The organism is Motilimonas eburnea, assembly GCF_021295345.1.
Classification (GTDB): Bacteria; Pseudomonadota; Gammaproteobacteria; order Enterobacterales; family CBDFNC01; genus Motilimonas; species Motilimonas eburnea.
In genome coordinates this window covers 32,126-43,375 of the sequence record NZ_JAIMJB010000004.1, presented here as the reverse complement: position 1 = coordinate 43,375, position 11,250 = coordinate 32,126, and the positions used below count along the sequence as shown (strand labels likewise).

The 11,250-nt window shown below is 46.2% G+C and carries 11 protein-coding genes; 10 read left to right on the top strand and 1 reads right to left on the bottom strand.

Translation table 11 applies throughout. The annotated features are described in order from the left end of the window. The 7 genes from K6Y21_RS05075 to K6Y21_RS05045 all read left to right on the top strand — a co-directional run bounded on the left by K6Y21_RS05075 (position 1) and on the right by K6Y21_RS05045 (position 7,049). Positions 1 to 210 (top strand): envelope stress response protein PspG, encoded by a 210-nt coding sequence (locus K6Y21_RS05075; protein WP_233070693.1) that lies wholly within the window; start codon positions 1 to 3, stop codon positions 208 to 210. 79 nt (positions 211 to 289) lie between these two features. Further along, on the top strand, positions 290 to 745 hold the full coding sequence (locus K6Y21_RS05070) for a copper chaperone PCu(A)C (protein WP_233070692.1): 456 nt from the start codon (positions 290 to 292) through the stop codon (positions 743 to 745). Positions 746 to 753: 8 nt separating this feature from the next. After that, positions 754 to 1,752: a DUF2333 family protein gene (locus K6Y21_RS05065; protein ID WP_233070691.1), complete on the top strand. Its 999-nt coding sequence runs from the start codon at positions 754 to 756 to the stop codon at positions 1,750 to 1,752. Between the two features lie 155 nt (positions 1,753 to 1,907). Further along, the gene (locus tag K6Y21_RS05060; protein WP_233070690.1) at positions 1,908 to 2,570 is read left to right on the top strand and encodes a TIGR04219 family outer membrane beta-barrel protein; all 663 of its coding nucleotides are present in this window, start codon (positions 1,908 to 1,910) and stop codon (positions 2,568 to 2,570) included. A 171-nt stretch (positions 2,571 to 2,741) separates the two neighbouring features. Continuing rightward, the gene (locus tag K6Y21_RS05055) at positions 2,742 to 4,565 is read left to right on the top strand and encodes an assimilatory sulfite reductase (NADPH) flavoprotein subunit (RefSeq protein ID WP_233070689.1); all 1,824 of its coding nucleotides are present in this window, start codon (positions 2,742 to 2,744) and stop codon (positions 4,563 to 4,565) included. After that, positions 4,565 to 6,295: an assimilatory sulfite reductase (NADPH) hemoprotein subunit gene (gene cysI, locus K6Y21_RS05050; RefSeq protein WP_233070688.1), complete on the top strand. Its 1,731-nt coding sequence runs from the start codon at positions 4,565 to 4,567 to the stop codon at positions 6,293 to 6,295. The genes K6Y21_RS05055 and cysI overlap by 1 nt, the downstream gene beginning before the upstream one ends. Beyond that, positions 6,288 to 7,049 (top strand): phosphoadenylyl-sulfate reductase, encoded by a 762-nt coding sequence (locus tag K6Y21_RS05045; protein ID WP_233070687.1) that lies wholly within the window; start codon positions 6,288 to 6,290, stop codon positions 7,047 to 7,049. The genes cysI and K6Y21_RS05045 overlap by 8 nt, the downstream gene beginning before the upstream one ends. 43 nt (positions 7,050 to 7,092) lie before the next feature. Here the strand turns inward: K6Y21_RS05045 and K6Y21_RS05040 are convergent, their stop codons facing one another. Further along, complete coding sequence (locus tag K6Y21_RS05040) at positions 7,093 to 7,338, bottom strand: hypothetical protein (RefSeq protein WP_233070686.1); 246 nt, start codon at positions 7,336 to 7,338, stop codon at positions 7,093 to 7,095. A 146-nt stretch (positions 7,339 to 7,484) separates the two neighbouring features. Here K6Y21_RS05040 and cysG point away from each other — a divergent pair, with 146 nt between their 5' ends. Genes cysG through cysN form a run of 3 tightly spaced genes read left to right on the top strand, consistent with a single transcriptional unit; the run spans position 7,485 to position 11,247 of the window. After that, complete coding sequence (gene cysG / locus K6Y21_RS05035; RefSeq protein WP_233070685.1) at positions 7,485 to 8,894, top strand: siroheme synthase CysG; 1,410 nt, start codon at positions 7,485 to 7,487, stop codon at positions 8,892 to 8,894. Positions 8,895 to 8,905: 11 nt separating this feature from the next. After that, the gene (cysD, locus tag K6Y21_RS05030; RefSeq protein ID WP_233070684.1) at positions 8,906 to 9,814 is read left to right on the top strand and encodes a sulfate adenylyltransferase subunit CysD; all 909 of its coding nucleotides are present in this window, start codon (positions 8,906 to 8,908) and stop codon (positions 9,812 to 9,814) included. An 11-nt stretch (positions 9,815 to 9,825) separates the two neighbouring features. Then, positions 9,826 to 11,247, top strand: coding sequence for a sulfate adenylyltransferase subunit CysN (cysN, locus tag K6Y21_RS05025; RefSeq protein WP_233070683.1), 1,422 nt, complete (start codon positions 9,826 to 9,828; stop codon positions 11,245 to 11,247). The last annotated feature ends 3 nt before the right edge of the window (positions 11,248 to 11,250 follow it).

Sequence of the window (11,250 nt, the reverse complement as noted above, 5' to 3'; positions counted from 1 at the left end):
ATGTTTGAGTTAATTGGTTTGTTGTTGGTGATCGGTGCGATGGCATTAACGGGTTTTACTTTACTTGGCTGTGTCACAGTGCTCTTGGTTACGTTTGCATTAATGTTGATTTTTGGTGCTATTGGTGTGCTGATCCAATGGGCGCCTTGGCTGTTGTTGGCTGGCTTAGTGTATTGGCTAGTAAGTGAAAAGCGCTGTAAATCCTTGTAGGTAAGTGTTTCAAACCTTGAGCTAACCTTTGCTTTAGATTAAATTGACTGCATAACGATACTTTATTAAGGACATTAAATTGAAAAAGTTATTATCGCTAAGTGTATTGGGAATGATGTTGTTGTCGGGACTCGCTCAGGCGCAAGTAATGATCCATGACGCCTATGTACGCGCGACGCCACCCAATGCACAAAATAGCGCGGCCTTTTTGCAGCTGATGAACCATAGTAAAGAAGCGGTGGCCTTAGTGGGGGCGAGCAGTGATATTGCTGAAAAAGTGGAATTACATAATCACATCATGGCCGATGGTATGATGAAAATGCGTCAAGTAGAGCGCATTGAGGTGGGCCCTATGGAGACGGTATCCCTTCAACCCGGCGGTTATCATATTATGTTGATGGGATTACACGGCCCATTAAAAGAAGATCAGGAAGTTGAGTTTACATTAACGTTTGCATCAGGTGAAACCGTTTCATTTACCGCACCTGTTAAGTCAATCAATGGCAAGCCTGCCAAAATGAATCACGATCATTAAGGTTAATCATGGAATATATTACAACTAAACGCGTGTTAGCTGTCCTTGCCCTCATTTTTATTCTCGGGTACGGCGTCTCTGTCTATTGGAGTAGCGAGCCCGATGTGATGGAAATTTCTGAGCTGGTCGCTAAGTCAAAACAAGAAGCTAATAATGAAGGCAAAAAGCCAGTGGTAGGCTACACCACGACCACGACCTTGATCATGGTGGCTGAAACCTTGCTCGACAAACCGGGTGGATATTTAAGTAATGATGTCATGCCGCCGGGCGTACTGATGGACAACATGCCCGCTTGGGAGTTAGGCGTATTGGAACAAGTACGCGATTTCTCTTTGATTATGCGTAAGGACTTCAGCCGCTCACAAAGTCAATCGGTGGAAGATAAAGATCTCAAAATTGCGCAACCCAAATTTAATATCGATAACAAAAGCTGGCACCTCCCTAGCGCAGAAGCCGAATACCGAGAAGCCATCGAAGCGCTTTACCGTTACCGCACGCGTTTAGCCGATCCTGACCAACCCGATGTGCAGTTTTACGCTCGTGCCGATAACCTCGCTGCATGGCTAAAAGAAGTGCAAAGCCGTCTGGGCAGCTTATCGCAAAAACTCAGTGCGAGTGTGGGCCGAAACATTATTAATGATGGTCTAGCGGGTGATAGCTCAGCCGAGCAATCTACCTATATGCCAGAAGAAGAAGTAGTGAAAACCTCTTGGTTTTTAACCGATGACATATTTTATGAAGCACGCGGTGCTAGCTGGGCCCTGCTGCATTTGATGAAAGCGGTTGAAGTGGATTTCAAAGGGGTGTTGGCTAAGAAGAATGCCGAAGTGAGCGTTAAGCAGATCATTCGAGAGCTTGAAGAGACCCAAGAAACGGTTTGGAGCCCGATGATTTTAAATGGCAGTGGTTTTGGGGTAATGGCAAACCATTCATTGGTGATGGCTAACTATATCTCTCGCGCTAATGCTGCGGTTATTGACTTGTCAGAGCTGCTTTCTAAAGGCTAGTGATATTCACTGCTTCCTTTTATCAATGGCGCAAATACAGCGCCATTTTTGTTTGTCTAAAAAATATAAAACTATCACGCTGGCGGTGTTTTAGCATTGCTTGCAATATCAACCTAGTTACAATACGCGCCAAATAACAGTGTAAAGAGTACAACATGAAGAAACACTTAACCGCCACCTTACTTTTGGCTGCTTGTTCAACGTCAGCGATGGCTGATGACTGGGGAATTTTTGCGGGGCTTGATTTAGCTAAGCCTACTACTGATGGTGAGCTTAATGGAGATAGCCTTAGTTTAAAAAATGACTGGCGCTTCAATGGCTATGTTGCCATTGAGCATGGCATCATTTTGTTGCCAAATGTTAAACTCGCGTTTGCTGACTTTGATGCCAAAGGTCACTCGTCAGCCAGTGATGTCACCTTAAACCTGTCTAGCATTGATACCACTTTTTACTATCAAGTGTTTGATAATGAGTTGTTTGAGATTGATTTAGGGATGACCCTCAAATTTATGGATGGCGACTTGCATACCCTTTCAAATCAGAGTGTCAGTAGTACTATTCCATTGTTGTATGGTGCGGCTAAATTCCATATCCCGAGTACCCAAATCAGTGTTTTCTCGGAACTGGCTGGGGGCGCTGTCACTGATGATAAAGCGTCTGATGCGTTAGTTGGTGTGGGATATACCCTTAACTCAGAGGGAATGTTACCTATTACCCTACGTGGGGGGTACCGCTATCAAGATGTTAAAATCAAAGACAGTGGCAAGATTAAATCGGACTATAGTGGCGCGTTTGCTGGCATAGAAGTTAACTTTTAAGTCGCTTAAGCCATTGCTTATGAGGGGGTTTACCCTCCTCATTTCGACATTATTAGGAACTGATTTCTTATTCCTTTTTATTATAAAAAATCCCTATTTATTCTTTGTTGTTATTCTTCCTAGCCAGTAAACTGTCTCGCAATTCATATTGGGATAGTGGAATCAATAGCCATGCTGTTAAAGGAACTCTCTTCGTTAACCAGCCCATTGTCAGATGTGCAACTAAACCAGTTGCAACAGGCAATCGCTGAGTTAAATCCAAACCAACTTGCTTGGGTTAGTGGATACTTGTCAGGAATCAGCCAAGGTGGCGCAGTGGTGAGCGCTGGTGCGGTGGCAACGGGTGCAGTGAGCGCCGCGCCTGCTGGCCAACTTACCGTGCTATACGGTTCACAAACCGGTAATTCGAAAGGCGTTGCTGAAGAATTAGCCGCCAGTGCCAAAGCGCAAGGTTTACCTGTACAACTTAAATCGATGGCTAACTACAAGCCAAAAGATCTTAAGAGTGAAACGCACCTTATTATTGTTGTCAGTACCAATGGTGAAGGCGAAGCACCTGATGATGCCGCTGAGCTTCATGAGCTATTGGGCTCGAAAAAAGCGCCTAAATTACCTAACTTACAATACGCTGTTCTGGCTTTGGGTGACTCAAGTTATGAGTTTTTCTGTCAAACGGGTAAAGATTTTGACGAGCGTTTAGCGGCAACGGGCGCATCAAGCTTTTTAGATCGTATTGATTGTGACGTGGACTACGAAGGTCCTGCAAAAGAGTGGGGCGATAAAGCCTTGAGCCTAGTGGCAGAGACTTTATCTACGCCAGCGGCTGCCACAGCGGCACCTGTTGCGGGTTTTGCGGCGCCAGCGCCTCTTGCAGCAAGTCAATACGATAAGAAAAACCCATACACAGCCACTCTGGCAACGAATCAGAAAATTACCGGCCGTAACTCAAACAAAGACGTACGCCATTTTGAGATTTCCCTTGAAGATTCGGGTATTCAATACCGTGCGGGTGATGCGCTAGGCGTTTGGTTCGAAAACGATCCGAAATTGGTCGACCAAGTGCTGGCACAAGTAGGCCTAACGGGCAGTGAAGAAGTTGAAGTAGATGGTAACAAGTTCAGCATTCGCGATGCTTTGATTAAAAATTTCGAGTTAACACAATCTTATCCTGGCTTTGTTGAAAAATTTGCTGAACTTTCAGGCAGTAAAAAATTAGCGAAAATCGCGGCCGATAAAGCAGCTGCGCGTGAATACGCTAACAGCAATCAGATCTTAGATATTCTATCGGTGAAGAAAAATGTCACTCTAACCGCTGAGCAGTTAGTGGGCATGTTGCGTCGTATTACCCCTCGCTTGTATTCCATTGCATCAAGCCAAGCAGAGGTGGATGAAGAAGTGCACCTAACGGTTGGCATGGTTGAATTTGAAAACAGCCAAGGCGAGCCTCGCAGCGGTGGTGCTACGGGCTTCCTAAAACGCCTAGAAGAAGGCGGGGAAGTGAAAGTCTTTGTTGAACACAATGATAATTTCCGCCTACCAGCGAATCCTGAAACGCCGGTGATCATGGTTGGCCCAGGTACAGGGGTGGCACCGTTCAGAGCCTTTATGCAAGAGCGTGATGCCCAAGGCGCTAATGGTAAAAACTGGATGTTCTTTGGTGACCAAACCTTTACCGAAGACTTCCTATACCAAGTCGAGTGGCGTAGCTACCTAGATTCGGGTTTGTTAACTAAGATGGATGTGGCTTTCTCACGTGACCAAGAAGAGAAAGTCTATGTTCAGCATCGTTTATTAGAAAATGCCAAAGAAGTGTATCAATGGCTTGAAGAAGGCGCGCACTTCTATATTTGTGGTGACGCGAACCGCATGGCCAAAGATGTGAATGATGCTTTGGTGAAAATTGTACAAGAGCAAGCTAATAAGAGCTTCGAAGAAGCCGAAGAATACGTAAGTGAGTTACGTCGTGCTAAGCGTTATCAGAGGGATGTATACTAATGAGCTATGAGCCTAAACCAAGTCCAGACAATAGCCTAGATGGACGCGCGTTATCGGACAACGAACGCATTAAAACCGAAAGTAATTTCTTACGCGGTACCATAGCTGAAGCCCTAGATGATCAAGTTTATGGTGGTTTCAGCCCAGATGATATTCAACTGATCAAGTTCCATGGTCTGTATCAACAAGATGACCGTGACTTGCGCGGTGAGCGTAAAAAGCAAAAGCTAGATCCACGTCATAGCTTCTTACTGCGCGCCCGTATGCCTGGTGGTATCTGTACCCCAGAGCAATGGCTACAAATTGATAAATACGCGCAAGAGCGCACCATGGTTGGCAGCATTCGTTTGACCACGCGTCAAACCTTCCAATACCACGGTATTTTAAAGCGTAATTTACGTCCTATTTTCCAAGGTCTGGATGAAGTCGGTATCGACTCTATCTTTACCGCGGGTGACGTAAACCGTAACACCTTATGTACCTCTAACCCGGTGGAATCTGAATTCCACGCCGAGATGTACGAGCTGGCCAAACAAACCAGCGAGCACTTTTTACCTAACACCAAAGGTTTTGCTGATCTTTGGCTCAATGGCGAAAAAGTAGCGAGTAACGAAGCTGAAAGTGAGCCATTGTATTCAAATGTTTACTTACCGCGTAAGTTTAAAATTGCGTTTGTTATGCCGCCGCAAAATGACATTGACGTACACGCTAACGACATTAGCTTTGTGGCCATCGTGCGTGACGGCGAGCTGATTGGTTACAACGTGTTAGTGGGTGCAGGTCTAGGTCATACTCATGGCGACAAGCGTACTCACCCTCGTAAAGCGGACGATTTTGGTTTTATCGCCAAAAAAGACGTGATTGCCATTGCTGAAGCCATTGTTACGGTACAACGCGACTGGGGTAACCGCTGCGATCGTCATCTGTCTAAGACTAAGTACACTATCGAGCGTGTTGGCGTTGAAGCGTTTAAAGGCGAAGTTGAAGGCCGCAGTGGCATTCAATTTGCGCCAAGTGAAGATTACAAGTTTGAATACCGTGGTGACCGCATCGGTTGGATCAAGGGTATCGACAACAAGTGGCACCTCACTCTGTTTATCGAAAATGGCCGTATCTTAGACTTCCCTGGCAAGCCGCTTAAAACCGGTATGCGTGAGATAGCTAAGGTGCACAAAGGCGATTTTCGTTTAACCGCGAACCAAAACCTGATCATTGCGGGTGTGGCGGAAGAAGATAAAGCGCAAATTGAGCAATTAGCCGTTGAGCACGGTTTAAAAACCGAAGAGCTAAGCAAGCAACGCGAAAACTCGATGGCGTGTGTGTCTTTCCCAACCTGTCCATTGGCGATGGCTGAAGCCGAGCGCTACCTTCCGGGTCTTGTGACCGAAGTGGAAGCCATGTTAGATAAATATGGCGTGGCCGATGAGCACTTAGTGCTCCGTGTGACAGGCTGTCCAAATGGTTGTGGCCGCGCCGCACTGGCCGAGTTTGGCTTGGTGGGCAAGGGCCCGGGTAAATACAACATTTTGTTGGGGGGGAACCGTGAAGGTACCCGCATTCCAAAAATGTACATTGAGAATGCTGACGAAGCACAAATTCTGGATGAGCTTGATGGCTTAATTGGTCGCTGGGCCACGGAGCGTCTACCAAACGAAGGCTTTGGTGACTTTACTATCCGTGCTGGCATTGTCGAAGAAGTTGTAATTGCATCACGGGATTTCTATGCCTAATTTAGACTTAGCTGCACTGCTTGAGCTAAACTCTGCCGAGCGCGCGTTAGCGCTGGCAGAGGTCAATGCTGAACTGGAGCAGATGACGGCTGTTGAGCGAGTGAAGTGGGCTTACGCTAATCTAGATGGCGAGTTCGCTCTGTCTTCTAGCTTTGGTATTCAAGCTGCAGTGCTATTGCATATGATCAGCAGCGAACGTCAAGATACACCAGTGATCTTGACCGACACGGGGTATTTATTCCCTGAAACGTATCAATTTATTGATGAGTTAACCGAGCGATTAAACCTTAATTTGAAAGTTTACCGCGCCGAGCAAGGCCCTGCGTGGCAAGAAGCACGCTATGGCAAACTTTGGGAGCAGGGCGTAGAAGGGATCACCCGCTACAACCAGATAAACAAGGTTGAGCCCATGAAACGTGCCCTTAAAGAGCTTAAGGTCAAAACTTGGTTCTCGGGGTTACGTCGCAGTCAGTCTTCTAGTCGTGAAGGCTTGCCAGTACTGAGTATTCAAAATGGTTGTTTTAAGTTTTTGCCAATCATAGATTGGACCAACAAAGACGTGCACTACTACTTGAAAGACTTTGACCTGCCTTATCACCCGTTATGGGATCAAGGTTATGTCTCGGTTGGTGATGTGCAAACTTCACGCCCACTGGAAGCGGGCATGACAGAAGAAGAAACGCGTTTCTTCGGTCTTAAACGCGAATGTGGTTTACATGAAGCGGATACCGAAGTGGATGGCAGTGGCATATAGCCTGAACCAGCACAACCAAGCGCCGCAAGGCGCTTTTTTTATGTTAACCGGATGACTTCATATTCACGACCAGTGCTCGGATGAAGGCAAAAATCAGTACGCCAATGAAGAATAGCGTCCATTGAAATGGCCATGTCATCACCTCAAAATGCAGGGTTAAGCCAACGAAAAAGGCCGCTGCGCCGACCACAAATGACCAGCCTTTTAGTCTGCTAAGCTCTAGTAATAACATTAATAACGAAAAAGCCAGCCAATGCCACTGATTTACATGGTGTAGCAGCTCGGTCACAGGTAAAATCCTTATGTTCTTAATGGGTATCAGATTATAAAAAATAGTTTTTTTATTCCATTAAGGAATAAAAGAGTCATTTATATTATTTTACGGGATATAGATCTCAAATTATAGTTGCAGACCAAAGCAGTAAGGACGTCTACATGGATTATTTACCCATTTTCACAAAACTTGAACAGCGCTTATGCCTAGTGATAGGTGGTGGTAGCGTTGCGTTGAGAAAAGTGCGGTATTTATTGAAAGCAAAAGCCAATGTCGTCGTCCATTCGAGTGAGTTTTGTGTTGAATTAAGTGCCATCAAGGATCCTAATCTTACCTTGATACGTCAAGCCTATAGTAGCGAAAGCCTAATCGGGGCTTGGCTGGTGATTGCCGCCACCAATGATGCCAAAGTCAATTTGCAGGTGGCTAATGATGCCAATGAAAAGGGCATTTTTGCTAACGTGGTCGATGTGCCTGAGGCGGGCAGCTTTATTCTGCCTTCGGTAGTGGATAGGTCGCCTATTGTTGTAGCGGTATCCAGTGGGGGCAATACCCCAGTGTTAGCGCGTTTGATCCGCGCTAAACTTGAAGCCTTGCTACCCAATTATCTTGGCCCACTGGCTCGATTAGCAGGTGAATTTAGAGCTAAAGTTCAACAAGCGTTGCCGACTGTTGAAGGCCGCCGTCGCTATTGGGAGCATATTTTTAATACTGGCGCGGTCGCTGGTTTGCTCGAGAAGGGCAAACAGCAGCAAGCTCGTGAGCTAATGAATGAGCAATTAGCTGATTTTAATGTCAAAGGCGAAGTCGCCTTGGTGGGCGCAGGCCCTGGCGATCCCTCATTAATTACGCTAAAAGCACTGCAATTAATGCAGCAAGCCGATGTGGTACTGTATGACCAATTGGTATCACAAGAGACGTTGGCTTTAGTGCGCCGAGATGCACAACTGGTTAATGTCGGTAAAGAAGCGGGTCGTCATAGCGTGATCCAAGAAACGACCAACGAATTGTTGGTTAAGTATGCCCAGCAAGGCAACAAAGTGGTGCGTTTAAAGGGCGGAGATCCGTTTATTTTTGGTCGCGGCGGTGAAGAGTTAGAAGTACTGGTTGAGCACGGTATTGATTTTCAAGTGGTACCGGGCGTGACCGCCGCTTCAGGGTGTGCTAGCTATGCTGGTATTCCTTTAACCCATAGAGATTATGCGCAGTCGGTGACGTTTGTGACTGGGCATTGTAAAGAGCAGGGGGAGCCCATTGATTGGTCTAGCCTTGCCCGCGAGCATCAAACCACCGTGTTTTACATGGGCTTGTTGCAAGCAGAAAAAATATACCAAAACTTAACATTGAACGGTCGTAGCCCCGCAACGCCGGTGGCGATCGTGTCAAAAGGGACACGGGCCGATCAAAATGTAACTACCGGGCAACTAGAACAGTTACCAGAGATGGCGAAAACGGTGCAACCACCGGCTTTGATCATTGTTGGTGAAGTTGTGAGTTTAGCTGACAAGCTAAATTGGTTTGGTGAGCAATCATCGCAAACCGATGCCCAATCTTTAGTTAATCTTGCCTAACGGAGTAGAAAATGGACCAACAAAGGTTAACACACCTTAAACAGTTGGAAGCTGAGAGTATCCACATTATTCGTGAAGTGGCTGCCGAGTTCGACAACCCTGTGATGATGTACTCGATCGGTAAAGATTCATCAGTGATGCTGCATCTTGCCCGTAAAGCATTTTATCCAGGTAAGATCCCATTCCCTTTACTGCATGTGGATACCACGTGGAAGTTTAGAGAAATGATTGAATTTCGCGATCGCACCGCAGAAAAATACGGCTTTGACCTGATTGTTCATAAAAACCCAGAAGGGTTAGCCATGAACATTAACCCGTTTGTACACGGCAGTTCAAAGCATACCGATATCATGAAAACCCAAGGCCTTAAGCAAGCGCTAAACCAACACAAGTTTGATGCAGCCTTTGGCGGTGCGCGTCGTGATGAAGAAAAATCACGTGCTAAAGAGCGAGTTTACTCTTTCCGCGATAAAAACCACCGTTGGGATCCAAAGAACCAACGTCCTGAGCTTTGGCGCACCTATAACGGCCAAGTGAACAAAGGCGAAAGCATCCGTGTTTTCCCACTTTCTAACTGGACCGAGTTAGATATTTGGCAGTACATCTACCTAGAAAACATCGAAATTGTTCCACTGTACCTTGCTGCTGAGCGACCTGTTGTTGAGCGTGATGGCACCTTGATCATGGTTGATGATGAGCGTATGCCACTTGAGCCAGGTGAAGTACCTGAAATGAAGAAAGTGCGTTTTCGTACCCTTGGTTGTTACCCACTAACGGGCGCGATTGAATCAGAGGCGGGCTCGTTAACTGAAATCATCGAAGAAATGTTGCTAGCCAAGACCAGTGAGCGTCAAGGTCGTTTGATCGACAGTGACCAAGCAGCCTCGATGGAGCTGAAGAAACGCGAAGGTTATTTCTAAGGGAACAGAACATGAATACGGTAATTGCAGAAGAAATTGGCAGCGTTGGTATTGAAGAATATCTAAACCAACAACAACACAAAAGCTTATTACGTCTATTGACGTGTGGTAGCGTGGATGACGGTAAAAGTACCCTCATTGGTCGTCTACTACACGACAGTGCGCAAATTTATGAAGATCAGCTTGCATCACTGCATTCTGACAGCCAAAAAATGGGGACCACAGGCGAAGAGCTTGATCTTGCCCTATTAGTGGACGGTCTAGCGGCCGAGCGCGAGCAAGGTATTACCATTGACGTAGCATATCGTTACTTCTCGACGGCTAAGCGTAAGTTCATTATTGCTGACACCCCAGGGCATGAGCAATACACGCGTAACATGGCAACAGGTGCCTCTACTTGTGAGCTAGCGGTTATTCTAGTGGATGCGCGTTACGGCGTATTAACCCAAACTAAACGCCACAGCTTTATCGCCTCGTTACTGGGTATTAAGCATTTCGTTGTAGCCATTAACAAGATGGACTTGGTTGAGTTTTCTGAAGCTCGTTTTGAAGAAATCAAGAAAGATTACCTTGAGTTCGCTAAAGGCTTGGGTGAGCGCGATATTAAGTTCGTACCGCTGTCAGCCCTTAAAGGCGACAACGTAGTTTCTAAGAGCCCAGCCATGCCTTGGTATCAAGGTGAGCCACTGCTGAACATCTTAGAGCAGGTTCAGGTTCAAGGTGAGCTAGTAAAACAAGATTTCCGTTTCCCAGTGCAATACGTTAACCGTCCAAACCTTAACTTCCGTGGTTTTGCAGGGACGATTTCTAGCGGTTCAATTGCTAAGGGCGATGCGATCACGGCACTGCCTTCAGGTAAAAAATCAACGGTTAAATCCATTGTCACGTTTGATGGTGAACTAGACAGTGCATTTGCCGGACAAGCGGTGACGATCACCCTTGAAGATGAAATCGATATCAGCCGTGGCGACGTGATCGTTAAAACGGGTGCAGAAGCGCAGTTAAGTAGTGCGTTTGAAGCCAACTTGGTATGGATGGCAGACGATGCCATGGTACCGGGTCGCCAATATGACTTTAAATTAGCGAGTAAGAAAACCCCTGGTTTTATTGAAAGCATCAGCTACAAAGTCGACGTGAATACCCTAGAGCAATCACAGGCGACGCAACTTGAACTGAACGAGATTGCCTCTTGTGTGGTGCAGTTAGAAGAGCAAGTGGCATTCGATTTATACCAAGATGTACGTGACACCGGTGGCTTTATTGTTATCGACCGTTTAACCAACGTTACCGTAGGTGCGGGTATGATCACTAAGGCGGCAGATGCTAAAGCGCTTAATCATGAGTTTAGTGAATTTGAACTGGAGTTTAATGCCTTGGTTCGCAAGCACTTCCCACACTGGCAGGCGCTTGATATCAGTAAGCTAGCGGAGTAATGG

Excerpts from the sequence above, each read along its gene's own strand:
- K6Y21_RS05060 (WP_233070690.1), top strand. The coding sequence starts at position 1,908 with ATGAAGAAACACTTAACCGCCACCTTACTTTTGGCTGCTTGTTCAACG.
- cysI (WP_233070688.1), top strand. The coding sequence starts at position 4,565 with ATGAGCTATGAGCCTAAACCAAGTCCAGACAATAGCCTAGATGGACGC.
- cysG (WP_233070685.1), top strand. The coding sequence starts at position 7,485 with ATGGATTATTTACCCATTTTCACAAAACTTGAACAGCGCTTATGCCTA.
- K6Y21_RS05075 (WP_233070693.1), top strand. The coding sequence starts at position 1 with ATGTTTGAGTTAATTGGTTTGTTGTTGGTGATCGGTGCGATGGCATTA.
- K6Y21_RS05055 (WP_233070689.1), top strand. The coding sequence starts at position 2,742 with ATGCTGTTAAAGGAACTCTCTTCGTTAACCAGCCCATTGTCAGATGTG.
- cysD (WP_233070684.1), top strand. The coding sequence starts at position 8,906 with ATGGACCAACAAAGGTTAACACACCTTAAACAGTTGGAAGCTGAGAGT.
- cysN (WP_233070683.1), top strand. The coding sequence starts at position 9,826 with ATGAATACGGTAATTGCAGAAGAAATTGGCAGCGTTGGTATTGAAGAA.
- K6Y21_RS05065 (WP_233070691.1), top strand. The coding sequence starts at position 754 with ATGGAATATATTACAACTAAACGCGTGTTAGCTGTCCTTGCCCTCATT.
- K6Y21_RS05045 (WP_233070687.1), top strand. The coding sequence starts at position 6,288 with ATGCCTAATTTAGACTTAGCTGCACTGCTTGAGCTAAACTCTGCCGAG.